A 17935-nucleotide genomic window follows, 5' to 3' on the forward strand; every position below is an offset into this window, starting at 1 on the left:
TTACATATGCGCGGCGATTAAACGCTGGTTATCCTGATACATCGCGAACAGATAGTTGTTGTAGCTCTGCCCTTTCGTCGAATAACCCTTCAGCTTATGGATCATCGCGCTTGCGGTAACTTCCTGATCCGCCTTACGCAACTGGGCGCGAGACTTACGGAAAGACGAGTAAGCAGGATGCGTGTTCAGGTTAATCACGTACGCGTTAACCGACTCTTTAACCGAGCCGAACTGCGAGTAACCTTTCACTTTACCCGGCGCATTGGTACAACGCCCTTTTCCGCATTTCATGCCAAACAGGTTATTGTTGTTGCGCGCCAGTTTAGAGGTTCCCCAGCCGCTTTCCGCCGCCGCCATCGTCGCCACCATACTGGTCGGGATGATGTCTACGCGTTCCAGCAAGGTATTCCACGGAATGTTACGCGTGTTGCCAGACCACTTTACCTTGTAGCGCGCTGCGATATCTTTCATACGCGTACGCTCAGAAGGCGACCAGCGATTCTGGTACTGTTTTGAAATCAGCCAGTTACGATCCGCAGTAATCGCAGCATTTTGACTGGTGATAAAAGGCATAACCGTCCGGAGAAACGCTTTTTTCCTTGGTGTTCCAGAAGGGTATTTTCGCAAATCAGGAAGTGAACTACTCTTTGCACTATTGCGAGAATACTCTTGTTTACTGCTTACCTGTTTATGACCTGTCTTGGTTACGTGGGACTTTTGACTCGTTGTTGTCGTGTGCGCCTTCGCCAGCACCTCACCCGAAAATACTACGGTGAGTAACATAAGAATCATTGCCCCATATCGTCGTATGGGCGTCAATATCATTAGGTCTCCTGGTCGGATTTATACATTCCAACGCCTTATATTTTTCAAAAAAATGAGAGATGAATCTCAAATCATATCAAAAATAACCGTCAAGAGCACCCCAAGGAATAGTCCAATTCCGAAACCCTGTCACGCAATAATGGCGAAGAACGCTATTAATACGAAGAAAATGTGGTGGTTATCGCAAAACATGGCTATTTTCTGCGCACGATCGCTCACCCTCGCGCCTCAGCCTGGCGGAATACGCCAGAGGGATGAGTTATCCGCTATCTTTCAACGGCATACTGGCTAAAATCGCAGCAATAAGGAAAGCGTAATGAAACTTACCGCTTTTGCACTGGCGCTTATGCCCGGCATCGTATTCGCCTCATCATGGACATCTCAGGGATTCCCGCCCTTTACGGCGGAAGGGACGGGTAAGTTTGTCAGCCATGCCGCGTTGACGAAAGGTACGCGCCCTTTGACGCTGCATATTGACCAACAGTGCTGGCAACCTGCTGATGCCATAAAACTCAATCAGATGCTGTCGCTCAAACCGTGTGAAGGCACGCCGCCACAGTGGCGACTGTTTAAAGACGGCGACTATTCGCTGGAGATTGATACCCGCTCCGGTACGCCAACGCTGACGCTGTCGATAAAAAGCACCGCCGATCCCGTCGCCAGCACGGTGCGCCAGTGCCCGACGTGGAACGGCTCGCCGCTGACCCTGGAAGTGAGTCACACCTTCCCGGAAGGCGCGGTCGTGCGCGATTACTACAGCCAGCAAACCGCTACCGTTAAGAACGGTCAGATTACGTTACAACCCGGCGCGACCAGCAACGGGCTTTTGTTGCTTGAACGCGCGGAAACCGACACGCCCGCCGCATTCAACTGGCATAACGCGACGGTCTACTTTGTGCTGACAGACCGTTTCCAGAACGGCGATCCGACGAATGACCAAAGCTATGGCCGCCACAAAGACGGCATGGAGGAGATTGGCACCTTTCATGGCGGCGATTTACGCGGGCTGGCAGACAAGCTGGACTATCTGCAACACCTGGGGGTGAATGCCCTGTGGATCAGCGCGCCGTTCGAGCAAATCCACGGCTGGGTCGGCGGCGGTACGAAAGGGGATTTCCCGCATTATGCCTACCACGGCTATTACACCCAGGACTGGACCACGCTGGACGCCAATATGGGCAGCGTGGACGACCTTCGCGCGTTAGTCGATGGCGCACACCAGCGCGGCATCCGTATTCTGTTTGATGTGGTGATGAACCACACGGGCTACGCCACGCTGGCGGACATGCAGACATTCCGGTTTGGCGCGCTGTATCTGCAAGGCGATGAGCTGAAAAAGACGCTGGGCGAACGCTGGACTGACTGGAAGCCCGCCGCCGGGCAAAGCTGGCACAGCTTTAATGACTACATCAACTTCAGCGACAAAGCGGCATGGGAAGCATGGTGGGGGAAAGAATGGATTCGCACGGATATTGGCGATTATGACAATCCAGGCTTTGACGATTTGACCATGTCGCTGGCCTTCCTGCCCGATATTAAAACGGAATCCACAACCCCTTCCGGCCTGCCGGTGTTCTATAAAAACAAACCGGATACCCGTGCAAAAGCCATTGAGGGCTACACGCCGCGGGATTATCTGACCCACTGGCTCAGTCAGTGGGTGCGTGATTACGGCATCGACGGGTTCCGCGTAGATACCGCCAAACACGTCGAACTTCCGGCCTGGCAGCAGTTGAAAACCCAGGCCAGCGCGGCGTTGACCGAGTGGAAACAGGCCAACCCGGAAAAGACGCTGGACGACGCGCCTTTCTGGATGACCGGTGAAGCCTGGGGCCACGGTGTCATGCAGAGTGATTATTACCGCCACGGCTTTGATGCGATGATCAACTTTGACTACCAAGAGCAGGCGGCAAAAGCGGTCGATTGTCTGGCGGATATGGACGCCACCTGGCAGCAAATGGCAGAGAAATTACAGGATTTCAACGTGCTGAGTTATCTCTCCTCGCACGACACGCGCCTCTTTCGGGAAGGCGGCGATAAGGCCGCAGAGCTTCTGCTGCTGGCGCCCGGCGCCGTACAGATCTTTTATGGCGACGAATCCGCACGTCCCTTTGGCCCGACGGGTTCCGATCCGCTGCAAGGCACCCGTTCTGACATGAACTGGCAGGATATCAACGGTAAATCCGCCGCCACCGTCGCCCACTGGCAGCGAATCAGCCAGTTCCGCGCCAGACATCCTGCCATCGGCGCCGGTAAGCAAACCACGCTCTCACTGAAGCAGGGGTACGGTTTTGTGCGCGAGCACGACGACGATAAGGTCATGGTCGTCTGGGCGGGTCGCCCTTAATCCTGCCTGACGTCCGGCGTGCCCATCCGCCGGACGTCTTATCAAAACAAAACACCAGCCAGATAAAAATCTTCAGCATAAAGCATCACCCACGGCGTTAACGCCTGATTTGCACCCTGCCATAGGTAGCGCTATGGTTAGCCACTTTGATAATGAGTTCGACAGACCACCTGCTATGACATTCTCACTTTTTGGCGACAAATTTACCCGCCATTCAGGCATTACCCGCCTGATGGAAGACCTCAATGACGGCTTACGCACGCCCGGCGCAATCATGCTCGGCGGGGGTAATCCAGCGCAAATCCCGGAAATGCAGAATTACTTCCATTCGCTACTGGGCGAAATGCTGGAAAACGGCAAAGCCACTGATGCGCTTTGTAATTATGACGGTCCGCAGGGAAAAACGGAGCTACTGACAGCGCTCGCGTCGCTGCTGCGTGAGAATCTGGGTTGGGATATCGAACCACAGAATATTGCACTAACAAACGGCAGTCAGAGCGCGTTTTTCTACTTGTTTAATCTCTTCGCCGGACGCCGCGCCGACGGGACGACTAAAAAAGTGCTGTTCCCGCTGGCGCCGGAATACATTGGTTATGCCGATTCCGGGCTGGAAGAGGATCTTTTCGTTTCCGCTCGCCCGAATATCGAGCTATTGCCGGAAGGTCAGTTCAAATACCACGTTGATTTTGAACATCTGCGCATCGGGGAAGAGACTGGCATGATCTGCGTGTCGCGCCCGACTAACCCAACAGGCAATGTGATCACCGACGAAGAGCTGATGAAGCTGGATACCCTTGCCAATCAGCACGGCATCCCGCTGGTGATCGATAACGCCTACGGCGTTCCCTTCCCGGGCATTATTTTCAGCGAAGCACGCCCGCTGTGGAATCCGAATATCATCCTGTGCATGAGCCTCTCCAAACTGGGGCTGCCCGGCAGCCGCTGCGGCATCATTATCGCCAATGAAAAAATCATCACCGCCATCACCAATATGAACGGCATTATCAGCCTGTCGCCTGGCGGTATTGGCCCGGCAATGATGTGCGAAATGATCAAGCGTAACGACCTGCTGCGCCTGTCGGAAACGGTAATAAAACCGTTCTACTACCAGCGCGTACTGGAAACAATCGCGACCATTCGCCGGTATTTACCGGAAAATCGCTGCCTGATCCATAAACCGGAAGGCGCTATTTTCCTCTGGCTGTGGTTCAAAGATTTGCCGATTTCGACTGAATTGCTGTACCAGCGTCTGAAAGCGCGCGGCGTATTGATGGTTCCCGGCGACTACTTCTTCCCGGGGCTGGACAAACCCTGGCCGCATACGCACCAGTGCATGCGGATGAACTACGTTCCCGATCCGCAAAAAATTGAGGCAGGGGTGAAAATTCTTGCTGAAGAGGTTGAGCGCGCCTGGCGTGAAGGCTGACAGCCTCCCCGGTCATCGCCTGACCGGGGTGACACTCAGACGGGTTGCGCGTGCAGTCGTTGTCGCTGCACGTTTTCCACATCAAGGCACTGCAACGCGTCAGTCGGGCAGGCCTCCACGCATGCCGGGCCCGTTTCACGGTGCCAGCAGAGATCGCATTTAATCGCCTGTACGCGTGAGGTTCGCGACACAACGTTCATCGCGCCGAACGGGCACGCCAGCATACAGCTTTTACACCCGATACAGCGCGCTTGCTCCACGAAGATGTGCCCATGATCGCGACGAATAGCCTGCGTTGGGCACACGTTCGCGCAGGGGGCATCTTCACACTGGCGACATGCCGCCGCTGTGGTAAACGCATCGTCTTTAATGACCCGGATGCGGGAGACAAATTCCCCGGACGACACCGCCGCACAGTCCTGGTTCTCCTGATGCGCCACTACGCAGGCAACCTCACAGGTACGACAGCCGATACATTTCGCCGCATCCGCCATGATAAATCGGTTCATTGCCCTCTCCACCTGCGTAAAACCCCAGAGTGCCAGAGAGGGCGCGATCGCTGCTTTGATCCGACGAGGGAAACGATTAAATTTTGTCAGATGCCCATCATCTTCCGGGCGCCTGCCTTAATCGCGCACGGTAAAACCCAACTCATTCGAGATCGCCTGCGCGGTGTCACGCAGGGGCTTGAGCAGATTTTTCTCGCCGATTTGCTTGAGCCGGGACGTCGAAAGCGAAATAGAGATGGCGTATGGCACCCGATGGTGAATATCAAACACCGGCACGGCAATGCAGGAAACGCCCAGCTCATTCTCTTCGCGATCCATCGCCATACCACTTTCACGAATTTGCGCCAGCTCGTCATACATCGCCGGCAACCCGGTAATGGTGTTACGGGTCAACGGCTGGATCTGATCCTTGTGGCTTTCCCAATAGGTTTCCACATAGTCAGGATGGCCGAACGCCATGTAAATCTTCCCCATCGCAGAGCAATACAGCGGCATATGCTGACCGATATAGGCGCGGGTGCGCAGCATGCCGGTGGTCGGCTCCAGCTTATAGATCAGGATGGCATGATCGTCTTCACGGCTGGAGAAGTTGACGGTCTCGCCAGTAGCGATATTCAGCGTCTCAAGATGCGGCGCAGCCACATGAATGATATTCAGCGATGACAGGGCTTTCTGCCCGACAGCGATAAATTTAGTGGTCAGACGATAGCTTCCGGCGGCAGGCGCGGGGGTGACATACCCGCAGGACTGCAACCCCTGTAGCAGTCGATGCACGGTACTTTTGTTCAGCCCTGCCAGTTCAGACAAGTGCGCCAGCGGGCATCCGTTCGGGTAGTTACTGAGGATCTCAATCAGCATCAAACCACGGAACAGGCTCTGACTACCGGCTGGCCTCTCTTTTTCTTGCGTCATTTCGCTCTCTTTTATGCCCATCGCTTCCGCTCCCCTTTTCGTCGCGCTCTGATGGTAGCGCAAAGTGTGTTTCAGTTCACGATCTGAACCGAAAAAACACAACTATTTGATTTTGATGATTTTAAAAAATAGACCACCCCGTTGATCTGTCAAAATTTGATCGCTATATTTGAAATCAGATTTCGCATAGTGAAATTTAAAGATAAAAAAGCGGTCAAAAATAAACGGGAGAAGCAGGAATGAAAGTAACTTTTGAGCAGTTAAAAGAGGCGTTCAATCGGGTGCTGCTGGCGCGCGGCGTTGCGGCGGAAACGGCTGACGCCTGTGCAGAGATGTTTGCCCGTACTACAGAATCCGGCGTCTATTCGCATGGCGTGAATCGCTTTCCCCGTTTCATTCAGCAACTGGATAATGGCGACATCATTCCTGATGCCAGACCGCAGCGCATCACCAGCCTTGGCGCCATCGAGCAGTGGGATGCTCAGCGATCCATCGGCAATCTGACGGCGAAAAAAATGATGGATCGCGCCATTGAACTGGCTTCCGACCACGGCATCGGCCTGGTGGCGTTACGCAATGCCAACCACTGGATGCGCGGCGGCAGCTACGGCTGGCAGGCGGCGGAAAAAGGCTACATCGGCATCTGCTGGACCAACTCTATCGCCGTGATGCCGCCGTGGGGGTCAAAAGAGTGCCGCATTGGCACGAACCCGCTGATCGTCGCCATCCCTTCATCGCCAATCACCATGATCGATATGTCGATGTCGATGTTCTCCTACGGCATGTTAGAGGTAAACCGGCTGGCGGGACGTGAGCTGCCGGTAGACGGCGGGTTCGACGATGAAGGCAATTTGACCAAAGAACCTGGCGTGATCGAAAAAAATCGCCGCATTTTGCCGATGGGCTACTGGAAAGGGTCAGGTCTGTCGATTGTGCTGGATATGATCGCCACCCTGCTTTCCGACGGCGCTTCCGTTGCCGAAGTTACTCAGGAAAACAGCGACGAATACGGCGTTTCGCAGATCTTCATCGCTATTGAGGTCGATAAGCTGATTGATGGCGCCACGCGCGATGCCAAACTCCAGCGCATTATGGATTTCGTCACTACCGCCGAGCGCGCCGATGAGAACGTGGCAATCCGTCTGCCAGGCCACGAATTTACCCGGCTGCGGGATGAGAATCGCCGCAACGGCATCACCGTCGATGACAGCGTATGGGCCAAAATCCAGGCGCTGTAAGGAGGCATAGCATGATATTTGGACATATCGCACAGCCCAATCCGTGTCGTCTGCCAGACGCGATTGAAAAGGCGCTCGATTTCTTACGCACCACCGACTTTCGCACGCTGGACCCTGGGGTGGTGGAAATCGACGGCAAAAATATTTTTGCCCAGATAATTGATTTAACCACCCGCACTGCGGCTGAAAACCGTCCAGAAGTTCATCGCCGTTATCTGGATATTCAGTTTCTCGCCTGGGGTGAAGAAAAAATAGGGGTTGCCATCGACACCGGTAATAACCAAATCAGCGAATCGTTATTAGAACAGCGCGATATTATTTTCTATCACGACAGTGAACATGAATCTTTCTTTGAAATGGTTCCGGGAAGCTACGCTATTTTTTTCCCGCAGGATGTTCATCGCCCTGGCTGCAATAAAACGGTCGCGACACCCATACGGAAAATCGTCGTTAAAGTGGCAATATCCGCTTTATAAAACGTTATCTTTGGAGCACAACATGAAAACGAACAATACCGGTTATATTATCGGTGCGTATCCCTGTGCACCCTCATTTCACCAAAAGAGTGAAGAGGAAGAGAAGGAATTCTGGCGGCAACTCTCCGATACTCCTGATATTCGTGGGCTGGAGCAACCCTGCCTTGAACATCTTCACCCACTCGGCGACGCGTGGTTATTGCGCCATACGCCAGGCAACTGGCAAATCGTCGTGACGGCGATTATGGAAACCATGCGCCGTCGCGGTGAAAACCGCGGCTTTGGGCTGGCCTCCAGCAATGAAGATCAGCGTCAGGCCTGTGTGGCGTACTATCGCCACCTTTACCAGAAGATCACGACAATCAACGCGGCAAGCGCCGGGAAAGTGATCGCACTTGAGCTGCACGCCGCACCGCTGGCCGATAACCCAAACGTCGCGCAGGCAACGGACGCATTTGCCCGTTCAGTGAAAGAGATCGCTGGCTGGGACTGGCCGTGCGACCTGGTGCTGGAACACTGCGACGCGATGACCAGCGCCGCGCCGCGCAAAGGATTCCTGCCTCTGGACAACGTGCTGGAGGTGATTGCCGACTACGACATCAGCGTTTGCATTAACTGGGCGCGTTCCGCCATTGAAGGACGCAACACCACCCTGCCACTGACCCATACGCAGCAGGTAAAACAGGCCGGTAAACTCGGCGCGCTGATGTTCTCCGGTACAACGCAAAGCGGTGAATACGGCGAATGGCAGGATTTACATGCGCCTTTCGCGCCTTTCTGCCCTGACAGCATGATGACGCAAGAACATGCCCGTGAATTACTGACCTGCGCAGGAACAGACGTTCTGCAATTCATGGGTATTAAGTTACTGGAAATTAACGCTAATGCCGACGTCAGTCACCGCGTAGCGATATTACGCGACGGCATTACGGCATTAAATAACGCCAAATAATAAGACGTTGCCGGATGGCGGCGTAGGTCTGATAAGCAAAACGTCATCAGGCATTAAATAATTTACTTTTCATCGCCAGAATACTTACTTTACGAGAATACGAAGATGAATATGACCTCTCGCCCTACAGAAAAAGATATACCTCGTCAGCGTTGGCTGCGAATTATTCCGCCCATTCTGATTACCTGTATTATTTCTTATATGGACCGCGTGAATATTGCTTTCGCGATGCCTGGCGGAATGGATGCCGAATTAGGTATTTCCGCCACTATGGCCGGTCTGGCTGGCGGGATTTTCTTCATCGGCTATCTGTTCTTACAGGTTCCCGGCGGCAAAATCGCCGTTCACGGCAGCGGCAAGAAATTTATCGGCTGGTCGCTGGTTGCCTGGGCGGTTATTTCCGTCCTCACAGGCTTAATCACCAACCAGTATCAATTGCTTGCCCTGCGTTTCTTACTGGGTGTGGCGGAAGGCGGTATGCTGCCCGTCGTACTGACGATGATCAGCAACTGGTTCCCGGACGCTGAACGCGGTCGTGCGAACGCCATTGTGATTATGTTTGTGCCGATTGCCGGGATTATCACCGCCCCGCTCTCCGGCTGGATCATCACCGTACTCGACTGGCGCTGGCTGTTCATTATTGAAGGTCTGCTCTCTCTCGTCGTGCTGGTGCTGTGGGCGTACACCATTTATGACCGGCCGCAGGAAGCCCGCTGGATCTCCGGGGCGGAAAAAAACTATCTGGTGGAAACCCTCGCCGCAGAACAGAAAGCCATTGCCGGAAGCGAAGTCAAAAACGCCTCTCTCAGCGCGGTCCTTTCCGACAAAACCATGTGGCAACTTATCGCCCTGAACTTCTTCTATCAGACCGGGATTTACGGTTACACCCTCTGGCTGCCAACCATTCTCAAAGAGCTGACCCACAGCAGCATGGGGCAAGTCGGTATGCTCGCCATTTTGCCATACGTCGGCGCGATCGCCGGGATGTTCCTGTTCTCTTTCCTTTCCGACCGCACGGGTAAACGCAAACTGTTTGTCTGCCTGCCGCTGATTGGCTTCGCCCTGTGCATGTTCCTGTCGGTGGCGCTGAAAAACCAAATCTGGCTGGCCTATGCCGCGCTGGTCGGCTGCGGTTTCTTCCTGCAATCGGCGGCGGGCGTTTTCTGGACGATCCCGGCACGTCTGTTCAGCGCCGAGATGGCGGGCGGCGCACGCGGCGTTATCAACGCGCTTGGCAACCTCGGCGGCTTCTGCGGCCCCTACGCGGTTGGCGTACTGATCACGCTGTACAGCAAAGATGCGGGCGTCTATTGCCTGGCGATCTCCCTGGCGCTGGCCGCGCTGCTGGCGCTGTTGCTGCCCGCGAAATGCGATGCGGGTTCGACACCGGCAAAGACAATGAGTCCGCGTAAACACGCCGCGTAACACCATGCCCGGGGCGCAGCGCTTACCGGGCCTACAAAACCCGTAGGCCGGATAAGCGTGGCGCCATCCGGCAAAAATGAGACATGAAAGATGAGAGAGAAAGAGGCCTTCTGGCTGGGCATCGATTGTGGCGGTACTTATCTGAAAGCCGGTTTGTATGACGCCAAAGGTCATGAGCATGGGATCAACCGGCAGTCGTTACAGACGGCAACGCCACTGCCAGGTTACGCCGAACGCGACATGCACCAGCTCTGGCAACAGTGCGCAGCCACCATTGCCGGGCTTTTGCAGCGTACAGGCATCTCCGGCGAGCAAATTAAAGGCGTCGGTATCTCCGCTCAGGGTAAAGGACTGTTTCTGCTCGACAGGCAGGATCAGCCGCTGGGCAGCGCCATTCTCTCTTCCGACCGCCGGGCGCTGAAGATTGTCCAGCGCTGGCAGCAGGACGGCATTCCTGAACAGCTTTACCCCGTTACCCGTCAGACGCTGTGGACAGGGCATCCCGCCTCTCTGCTGCGCTGGATTAAAGAGAACGACCCTCAACGTTACGCACAAATTGGCTGCGTGATGATGGGGCATGACTATCTGCGCTGGCACTTAACCGGCATAAAAGGGTGCGAAGAGAGCAACATTTCTGAGTCCAACCTCTACAACATGAGCAGCGGGCAGTATGACCCGCGCCTGACCCAATGGTTGGGCATCAGTGAAATCGACGATGCGCTGCCCCCCATTATGGAGTCAGCCGAAATATGCGGGGAGATCACTGCTCAGGCAGCCGCCATCACCGGTCTGAAGGCGGGCACGCCCGTCGTCGGCGGTCTGTTTGACGTGGTTTCCACCGCGCTCTGCGCCGGTATTGAAGATGAATTCACCCTCAACGCGGTGATGGGCACCTGGGCGGTGACCAGCGGGATCACCGAGGGGTTGCGCGACCACGAAGCGCACCCTTATGTCTATGGCCGCTACGTCAACGACGGGCAGTACATCGTTCACGAAGCCAGCCCTACCTCATCCGGCAATCTTGAATGGTTTACCGCCCAATGGGGCGAACTCTCTTTTGACGAGATCAACCAGGCCGTCGCCAGCCTGCCGAAAGCGAGCGGCGAACTCTTTTTCCTACCGTTTCTGTACGGCAGCAATGCCGGGCTGGAGATGACCTGCGGCTTTTACGGCATGCAGGCGCTGCATACCCGAGCGCATCTGCTACAGGCCATTTACGAAGGGGTGGTGTTCAGCCACATGACCCATCTCAACCGTATGCGCGAACGCTTTACTGAGGCTCACACCCTGCGCGTAACCGGCGGCCCGGCGCACTCCGACGTCTGGATGCAGATGCTGGCGGATGTCAGCGGCCTGCGCATCGAACTGCCGCAGGTTGAAGAGACCGGCTGCTTTGGCGCCGCGCTCGCCGCCCGCGTCGGCACCGGCGTATATCGCAGTTTCAGCGAGGCTCAGCACGCCTTACGGCACCCGGTACGCACGCTGATGCCCGACATGGCCGCGCACCGTCTTTATCAGCGCAAATACCGCCAATACCAGGATTTGATTCAGGCATTACAGGGCTACCACGCCCGCATTAAGGAGCACGCATTATGAGCCGACCATTACTGCAACTGGCGCTCGACCACACCAACCTTCAGGCGGCGCTTCGCGATGTCGCCCTGTTACAGGACCACGTCGATATCGTTGAGGCTGGCACCATCCTCTGTTTAACCGAGGGGCTGGGCGCGGTGAAAGCGCTGCGCGCCCAGTGCCCGGATAAAATCATCGTTGCCGACTGGAAGGTGGCCGATGCGGGTGAAACGCTCGCGCAGCAGGCTTTTGCCGCAGGCGCCAACTGGATGACGATTATCTGTGCGGCGCCGCTCGCCACGGTGGAAAAAGGCCATGCCGTCGCGCAATCCTGCGGCGGTGAAATTCAGATGGAGCTGTTCGGCAACTGGACGCTGGACGATGCCCGCGCCTGGTATCGCACCGGTGTACGCCAGGCGATTTACCACCGTGGGCGCGACGCGCAGGCCAGCGGACAGCAGTGGGGAGACGCGGATCTGGCGCGGATGAAGGCGCTTTCTGATATCGGTCTGGAGCTGTCGATTACCGGCGGCATTACGCCTGCCGATCTGCCGTTGTTTAAAGATATTCGCGTCAAAGCATTTATCGCCGGACGCGCGCTGGCAGGGGCGGCGCATCCGGCACAGGTTGCTGCCGGGTTCCACGCGCAAATTAACGCCATCTGGGGAGAGCAGCATGCGTAATCATCCGTTAGGTATCTATGAAAAAGCGCTGGCAAAAGACCTCAGTTGGCCGGAGCGCCTGGTGCTGGCGAAAAGCTGCGGCTTTGACTTTGTCGAAATGTCGGTGGATGAGACCGACGAACGCCTGTCGCGCCTGGACTGGAGCCCCACGCAGCGGGCGTCGCTGGTGACCGCCATGCTGGAAACCGGCGTGGCCATCCCGTCAATGTGCCTGTCCGCGCATCGTCGCTTTCCCTTCGGCAGTCGCGATGAAGCCGTACGCCAGCGGGCGCGCGACATCATGACCAAAGCGATTCACCTGGCGCGCGATCTGGGTATCCGCACCATTCAACTGGCGGGTTATGACGTCTATTACGAAGAACATGACGAAGGTACGCAACAACGCTTTGCCGAAGGGCTGGCGTGGGCGGTGGAGCAAGCCGCAGCGGCGCAGGTGATGCTGGCGGTGGAGATCATGGACACCGCCTTTATGAACTCCATCAGCAAATGGAAAAAATGGGACGCGCTGCTCGCCTCGCCGTGGTTTAGCGTTTACCCGGATGTCGGCAATCTCAGCGCCTGGGGCAACGACGTCGCCGCTGAGCTGAAGCTCGGTATTGACCGCATCGCCGCCATCCACCTGAAAGACACGCAGCCGGTGACCGAGAACAGCCCCGGTCAGTTCCGCGACGTGCCGTTCGGTGAAGGGTGCGTGGATTTTGTAGGCATCTTCAAAACGCTGCATGAGCTGAACTACCGTGGCGCGTTTTTGATTGAGATGTGGACGGAAAAGGCCAAAGAGCCGGTGCTGGAAATTATCCAGGCGCGGCGCTGGATAGAAGCGCGTATGCAGGAAGGAGGATTCACATGTTAGAGCAGTTAAAAGCCGAGGTGCTGGCAGCCAATCTGGCGCTTCCGGCACACCATCTGGTGACATTCACCTGGGGTAACGTCAGCGCCGTCGATGAAACGCGAAAACTGATGGTCATTAAACCTTCCGGCGTTGAATATGACGTCATGACCGCCGACGATATGGTGGTGGTGGAGATCGCCAGCGGCAAGGTCGTTGAAGGCAGCAAAAAGCCCTCGTCCGATACGCCGACGCATCTGGCGCTCTATCGTCGTTATCCGCAGATCGGCGGAATTGTACATACCCATTCCCGCCATGCAACGATCTGGTCGCAGGCGGGTCTTGACCTGCCCGCCTGGGGCACCACGCATGCCGACTATTTCTATGGCGCAATCCCCTGTACCCGGCTGATGACCGTGGAGGAAATTAAAGGGGAATACGAATACCAGACGGGCGAGGTAATCATCAAAACTTTTGAAGAACGCGGTCTGAACCCAATGCAGATCCCGGCGGTATTAGTCCATTCACACGGGCCATTCGCCTGGGGGAAAGACGCCGCTGACGCCGTGCATAACGCCGTGGTGCTTGAGGAGTGCGCCTATATGGGGCTGTTTTCCCGCCAGCTCACGCCGCAGCTACCGGATATGCAGCCAGAATTGCTCGACAAACATTATCTGCGTAAACACGGCGCGAACGCCTATTACGGGCAATAGACAATAAAAAAATCCCTGGGCGTAAAACGTCCAGGGTAAGAATCCGAAGGCGACATCACGCTACGGAATAAACGGTTACTGACCTCAGCGATATCGGTATTGATAATCTACATTGTCCACCACACTATAAAGCGGTTGAATATCATCCAGTGCCAGTATGTATCCACTTCCTTTCACGCAGACAATTGAATTCTTCGGTAGCCCCAGCAGACTTAATTTATTATTTAGATTTTTGACGACTTTAGATAAACGCTGCGTGGAAGCACATAATTCATTTTTTTCCCAAACGTTGATGAGTAATTCATCCTTTGAGACATATTGAGAACGTGCATTGACCAAAAGGTAAACAAACAGATGGAGCATTGTCCGATTAAAAAACACTCCACAGAAAGAGATGACGCTATCCATTTTATTAACCGGCAGCCGGAAAATTCGAGCTTCGTTAATATCAAGGAATATTTCCCTGCCAATCATAAATCCATGTAACTGATATTCCATACTTTAGATACTCACGTTGAGCTAAACCAGAGATACCTGCTCATGTTCACCTCCTCCTTGATTATTGTGTAAGCCTCAAGTGTAAAAAAAAGCAATTTATTTTCAATAGTTAACCGACACAACTCTTTTCCCACACCTTTCTGATGGGGTATAGGTTTAATAGCTGAAAAAAATATTTGTATAAATTAATGTAATTACTAAAGACAAACGATTAGCAGTATAAGCTAAATAGACAGGGCCGGTGCATGTGACAATTAAATATTATATATTTATCTCAAATTACAGTTAATAATCCTGCGACGGGTTCCCTACGACCGAACAGCGGCTTCACTCTATCCGGCAAATCTGCCCGATGGCGCTGCGCTTATCGGGCCTACATGTGCAGTTCTCCGTAGGCCGGATAAGGCGAACCTCATGCCCGATGGCGCTACGCTTATCGAGCCTACATGTGCGATTTCCCGTAGGCCGGATAAGGCGAACCTCATGCCCGATGGCGCTATGCTTATCGGGCCTACATGTGCGATTTCCCGTAGGCCGGATAAGGCGAAGCCGCCATCCGGCAACGTGGTTATACGGCGCTTAAAACAGCCCCAGCGGTTTATCGGAATAGCTCACCAGCAGACATTTGGTTTGCTGATAATGCTCCAGCATCATTTTGTGGGTTTCGCGGCCAATCCCCGACTGCTTATAGCCGCCGAACGCAGCATGCGCCGGGTAAGCATGATAGCAGTTGGTCCATACGCGTCCCGCCTGAATACCGCGCCCCATTTTGTACGCCAGGTTGCCGTTACGACTCCAGACTCCGGCGCCAAGCCCGTACTGGGTGTCATTAGCCAGTTCCAGCGCTTCCTCCATCGTCCTGAAGGTCGTCACCGCCAGCACCGGGCCAAAAATCTCCTCCTGGAAGACGCGCATATTGTTCTTACCAAACAGGATGGTCGGTTCGAGGTAATAGCCCTCTTTCAGCTCTCCTTCCAGCTGCTTGCGCCGTCCGCCGGTTAACACATCCGCGCCTTCTTTCTTACCGATATCAATGTAGTTGAGGATGGTTTCCAGTTGACCCTGGGAGACCTGCGCGCCCATCTGCGTAACGCTGTCGAGCGGGTTACCGCTGCGAATGCTTTCGACGCGACGAATGGCCCGCTCCATAAAGCGCTCATAAATGGACTCCTGTACCAGCGCGCGGCTCGGGCAGGTACAAACTTCGCCCTGGTTAAAGGCAAACAGCGCAAAGCCCTCCAGCGCCTTGTCGAAAAACGCATCCTCTTCATCCATCACATCGGCGAAGAAAATATTGGGAGACTTACCGCCCAGCTCCAGCGTTACCGGGATAATGTTCTGTGTCGCGTACTGCATGATCTGTTGCCCGACTTCCGTCGAACCGGTAAACGCCACCTTCGCGATCCGCTTCGACGTCGCCAGATATTCGCCGATCTCTCCGCCCGCGCCGTTCACGACGTTGACCACGCCCGGCGGGAGCAGGTCGCCAACGATTTCCATCAGCAACAGAACCGAAAGCGGCGTCAGACGCGCAGGTTTGAGCACCACGCAGTTCCCCGCCGCCAGCGCCGGGGCCATTTTCCAGCTCGCCATCAGCAGCGGGAAGTTCCACGGGATGATCTGCCCCACCACGCCCAGAGGTTCATGGAAGTGATAGGCCACCGTTTCGCTGTCAACTTCGCTGATACCGCCCTCTTGTGCGCGGATACAGGACGCAAAATAGCGGAAATGGTCGATCGCCAGCGGCACGTCGGCGGCGCTGGTTTCACGGATGGGTTTGCCGTTATCCCAGGTTTCCGCCGTTGCCAGCAGTTCCAGGTTTTGCTCCATGCGATCGGCAATCTTAAACAGAATCGCGGCGCGATCCTGCACGGACGTATGCGCCCACTGTTCTTTCACGTTATGCGCGGCATCCAGCGCCAGATCGATATCTTTTTTGCCGGAAGAGGCGACTTCACACAGCAGTTGCCCGGTCACCGGCGTCAGATTCTGGTAATACTCGCCGTCTACCGGTGCGACCCAGTCTCCGCCGATAAAGTTGTCGTAGCGGGCTTTTAATTTCAGAGGAAAACCATACTCGCCGGGCTGAATACGCGTTGAAGGGGGATTATTGGTCATGACCGTCTCCTTACTGTAGGGGTACTACAAAGGTTAGACGGGACTGGCGAAATCTTCGCCAGCCTTTTACTGCTTTACGACTGCGGTCACGATATAGACAAGCGGATATTTAAGCCGTTTCACCTTACCGCACAGTGTAGGCCCGATAAGCACAGCGCCATCGGGCATGACGCCGGAATGACACGATGCGTATCGTATATCCGGCAATCACTCAATTACATCGCCGCGTGGTAAATCGCCATGATCTCGTCGTGGGTCGCCTGAATAGGGTTGGTCAGGCCACAGGCGTCTTTCAGCGCATTGGTCGCCAGCACGGAAATATCTTCTTCTTTCACATTCAGGTCGCGCAGACCCGCCGGAATGTTGACCTGCTGCGCCAGCTGACGGATAGCGTCAATGCACGCTTTCGCGCCGTCGGCTTCACTCATCCCGGTTACATTAACGCCCATCGCAGCCGCACAGTCGCGCAGACGGCCTGCCGCGACCTGGCTGTTAAATACCTGAACGTGCGGCAACAGCACCGCATTACATACGCCGTGCGGCAGATTGTAGAAGCCGCCGAGCTGGTGCGCCATCGCGTGGACATAGCCCAGAGAAGCATTGTTAAACGCCATACCAGCCAGGAATTGCGCATAGGCCATCGCTTCGCGCGCCTGCGCGTTGCTGCCCTCTTCCACGGCAATCGCCAGGTTTTCCGCAATCATAGAGATGGCTTTCAACGCGCACGCATCAGTAATCGGCGTTGCGGCAATAGAAACATAGGCTTCAATGGCGTGGGTTAACGCATCCATGCCGGTCGCGGCGGTCAGCGATTTTGGCATCCCCATCATCAACGAAGAGTCATTCACAGAGAGCAGCGGCGTAACGTGTTTATCCACAATCGCCATCTTAATATGGCGCGCTTCGTCGGTAATGATGCAGAAGCGGGTCATTTCTGATGCCGTTCCCGCCGTCGTGTTGATGGCAATCATCGGTAGCTGAGGTTTCGCGGAGCGATCCACACCTTCATAGTCGCGGATGTCGCCGCCGTTCGCCGCCACCAGCGCGATGCCTTTCGCGCAGTCGTGCGGAGAGCCGCCGCCCAGCGAAATTACGCTATCGCACCCGTGTTCTTTCAGGAGTTTCAGCCCGGCAGCCACGTTTTCGGTGGTCGGGTTCGGCTGCGTGCCATCATAAATAACGCTGAAAATATCGCGTTCCTGCAACGCGTTCTGAATATCTCCAGCCATGCCTAATGTTGTTAACATGCTATCCGTGACAATTAATGTACGGCGAAAACCATATTCCGCCATAGTATTCATTGCTTCTTTTAATGCACCAGCGCCGATTACATTCACGGAAGGAATAAAAAATGTTGAAGCAGCCATTGTACCATCCTTAATTACTGAAATAAGGCTGGCAGCATACGGATG

General features: G+C 55.0%; 16 protein-coding genes. 10 read left to right on the plus strand and 6 right to left on the minus strand.

Features of this window, described 5'->3' with window-relative positions; genetic code table 11:
* A complete protein-coding gene (locus OGX93_RS21360) occupies nucleotides 1-825 on the minus strand; it encodes a protein bax (protein ID WP_024131053.1) in 825 nt (274 codons plus the stop codon).
* 316 nt (nucleotides 826-1141) lie between these two features.
* Between OGX93_RS21360 and malS the strand changes: the two genes are divergently transcribed.
* Both malS and avtA read left to right on the plus strand, forming a co-directional pair.
* On the plus strand, nucleotides 1142-3172 hold the full coding sequence (malS, locus tag OGX93_RS21365; protein WP_286448724.1) for an alpha-amylase: 2031 nt from the start codon (nucleotides 1142-1144) through the stop codon (nucleotides 3170-3172).
* Nucleotides 3173-3347: 175 nt separating this feature from the next.
* Complete coding sequence (gene avtA / locus OGX93_RS21370) at nucleotides 3348-4598, plus strand: valine--pyruvate transaminase (RefSeq protein WP_024131054.1); 1251 nt, start codon at nucleotides 3348-3350, stop codon at nucleotides 4596-4598.
* A gap of 35 nt (nucleotides 4599-4633) precedes the next feature.
* Here avtA and OGX93_RS21375 read toward each other — a convergent pair whose 3' ends face one another.
* Nucleotides 4634-5107: a 4Fe-4S dicluster domain-containing protein gene (locus OGX93_RS21375; protein WP_012135712.1), complete on the minus strand. Its 474-nt coding sequence runs from the start codon at nucleotides 5105-5107 to the stop codon at nucleotides 4634-4636.
* Between the two features lie 117 nt (nucleotides 5108-5224).
* Nucleotides 5225-6040: an IclR family transcriptional regulator YiaJ gene (gene yiaJ / locus OGX93_RS21380; protein ID WP_058668270.1), complete on the minus strand. Its 816-nt coding sequence runs from the start codon at nucleotides 6038-6040 to the stop codon at nucleotides 5225-5227.
* A gap of 218 nt (nucleotides 6041-6258) precedes the next feature.
* Between yiaJ and yiaK the strand changes: the two genes are divergently transcribed.
* The 8 genes from yiaK (at nucleotide 6259) to araD (ending at nucleotide 13907) form a co-directional block, all read left to right on the plus strand.
* Nucleotides 6259-7257: a 3-dehydro-L-gulonate 2-dehydrogenase gene (gene yiaK / locus OGX93_RS21385; RefSeq protein ID WP_071259234.1), complete on the plus strand. Its 999-nt coding sequence runs from the start codon at nucleotides 6259-6261 to the stop codon at nucleotides 7255-7257.
* 11 nt (nucleotides 7258-7268) lie between these two features.
* The gene (locus tag OGX93_RS21390) at nucleotides 7269-7733 is read left to right on the plus strand and encodes a YhcH/YjgK/YiaL family protein (RefSeq protein WP_012135715.1); all 465 of its coding nucleotides are present in this window, start codon (nucleotides 7269-7271) and stop codon (nucleotides 7731-7733) included.
* Between the two features lie 22 nt (nucleotides 7734-7755).
* Nucleotides 7756-8685 carry a DUF4862 family protein gene (locus tag OGX93_RS21395; RefSeq protein WP_104868035.1) on the plus strand — a complete coding sequence of 310 codons (930 nt, stop codon included), beginning with the start codon at nucleotides 7756-7758 and terminating at the stop codon, nucleotides 8683-8685.
* 105 nt (nucleotides 8686-8790) lie between these two features.
* A complete protein-coding gene (locus tag OGX93_RS21400; RefSeq protein WP_047460323.1) occupies nucleotides 8791-10110 on the plus strand; it encodes an MFS transporter in 1320 nt (439 codons plus the stop codon).
* A 90-nt stretch (nucleotides 10111-10200) separates the two neighbouring features.
* Nucleotides 10201-11706 carry an FGGY-family carbohydrate kinase gene (locus OGX93_RS21405; RefSeq protein ID WP_104868034.1) on the plus strand — a complete coding sequence of 502 codons (1506 nt, stop codon included), beginning with the start codon at nucleotides 10201-10203 and terminating at the stop codon, nucleotides 11704-11706.
* Nucleotides 11703-12365 (plus strand): 3-keto-L-gulonate-6-phosphate decarboxylase UlaD, encoded by a 663-nt coding sequence (gene ulaD, locus OGX93_RS21410; protein ID WP_047460316.1) that lies wholly within the window; start codon nucleotides 11703-11705, stop codon nucleotides 12363-12365. Before OGX93_RS21405 ends, ulaD begins: the two co-directional genes overlap by 4 nt.
* Complete coding sequence (locus OGX93_RS21415; protein ID WP_012135721.1) at nucleotides 12358-13218, plus strand: L-ribulose-5-phosphate 3-epimerase; 861 nt, start codon at nucleotides 12358-12360, stop codon at nucleotides 13216-13218. The genes ulaD and OGX93_RS21415 overlap by 8 nt, the downstream gene beginning before the upstream one ends.
* Nucleotides 13212-13907, plus strand: a complete 696-nt coding sequence (gene araD, locus OGX93_RS21420) for an L-ribulose-5-phosphate 4-epimerase (RefSeq protein ID WP_012135722.1) — start codon at nucleotides 13212-13214, stop codon at nucleotides 13905-13907. The genes OGX93_RS21415 and araD overlap by 7 nt, the downstream gene beginning before the upstream one ends.
* 84 nt (nucleotides 13908-13991) lie before the next feature.
* Here the strand turns inward: araD and OGX93_RS21425 are convergent, their stop codons facing one another.
* The 3 genes from OGX93_RS21425 to yiaY form a co-directional block, all read right to left on the minus strand.
* Entirely contained in the window at nucleotides 13992-14405 is a 414-nt protein-coding gene (locus OGX93_RS21425; protein WP_012135723.1) for a winged helix-turn-helix domain-containing protein, read from the minus strand.
* A gap of 579 nt (nucleotides 14406-14984) precedes the next feature.
* Complete coding sequence (aldB, locus tag OGX93_RS21430; protein WP_047460312.1) at nucleotides 14985-16523, minus strand: aldehyde dehydrogenase AldB; 1539 nt, start codon at nucleotides 16521-16523, stop codon at nucleotides 14985-14987.
* A 215-nt stretch (nucleotides 16524-16738) separates the two neighbouring features.
* Nucleotides 16739-17890: an L-threonine dehydrogenase gene (yiaY, locus tag OGX93_RS21435; RefSeq protein ID WP_200075897.1), complete on the minus strand. Its 1152-nt coding sequence runs from the start codon at nucleotides 17888-17890 to the stop codon at nucleotides 16739-16741.
* Nucleotides 17891-17935 lie beyond the last annotated feature (45 nt).

This window comes from Citrobacter sp. CK195 (assembly GCF_030333365.1).
Lineage (GTDB): Bacteria > Pseudomonadota > Gammaproteobacteria > Enterobacterales > Enterobacteriaceae > Citrobacter_B > Citrobacter_B koseri.

Bases quoted from the DNA above. Each gene is read 5' to 3' on its own strand.
- yiaJ (WP_058668270.1), bottom strand. From the start codon at position 6,040: ATGGGCATAAAAGAGAGCGAAATGACGCAAGAAAAAGAGAGGCCAGCC.
- ulaD (WP_047460316.1), top strand. From the start codon at position 11,703: ATGAGCCGACCATTACTGCAACTGGCGCTCGACCACACCAACCTTCAG.
- OGX93_RS21375 (WP_012135712.1), bottom strand. From the start codon at position 5,107: ATGAACCGATTTATCATGGCGGATGCGGCGAAATGTATCGGCTGTCGT.
- yiaY (WP_200075897.1), bottom strand. From the start codon at position 17,890: ATGGCTGCTTCAACATTTTTTATTCCTTCCGTGAATGTAATCGGCGCT.
- aldB (WP_047460312.1), bottom strand. From the start codon at position 16,523: ATGACCAATAATCCCCCTTCAACGCGTATTCAGCCCGGCGAGTATGGT.
- avtA (WP_024131054.1), top strand. From the start codon at position 3,348: ATGACATTCTCACTTTTTGGCGACAAATTTACCCGCCATTCAGGCATT.
- OGX93_RS21360 (WP_024131053.1), bottom strand. From the start codon at position 825: ATGATATTGACGCCCATACGACGATATGGGGCAATGATTCTTATGTTA.
- araD (WP_012135722.1), top strand. From the start codon at position 13,212: ATGTTAGAGCAGTTAAAAGCCGAGGTGCTGGCAGCCAATCTGGCGCTT.
- yiaK (WP_071259234.1), top strand. From the start codon at position 6,259: ATGAAAGTAACTTTTGAGCAGTTAAAAGAGGCGTTCAATCGGGTGCTG.
- OGX93_RS21395 (WP_104868035.1), top strand. From the start codon at position 7,756: ATGAAAACGAACAATACCGGTTATATTATCGGTGCGTATCCCTGTGCA.
- OGX93_RS21415 (WP_012135721.1), top strand. From the start codon at position 12,358: ATGCGTAATCATCCGTTAGGTATCTATGAAAAAGCGCTGGCAAAAGAC.
- OGX93_RS21425 (WP_012135723.1), bottom strand. From the start codon at position 14,405: ATGGAATATCAGTTACATGGATTTATGATTGGCAGGGAAATATTCCTT.
- OGX93_RS21390 (WP_012135715.1), top strand. From the start codon at position 7,269: ATGATATTTGGACATATCGCACAGCCCAATCCGTGTCGTCTGCCAGAC.
- OGX93_RS21405 (WP_104868034.1), top strand. From the start codon at position 10,201: ATGAGAGAGAAAGAGGCCTTCTGGCTGGGCATCGATTGTGGCGGTACT.
- malS (WP_286448724.1), top strand. From the start codon at position 1,142: ATGAAACTTACCGCTTTTGCACTGGCGCTTATGCCCGGCATCGTATTC.
- OGX93_RS21400 (WP_047460323.1), top strand. From the start codon at position 8,791: ATGAATATGACCTCTCGCCCTACAGAAAAAGATATACCTCGTCAGCGT.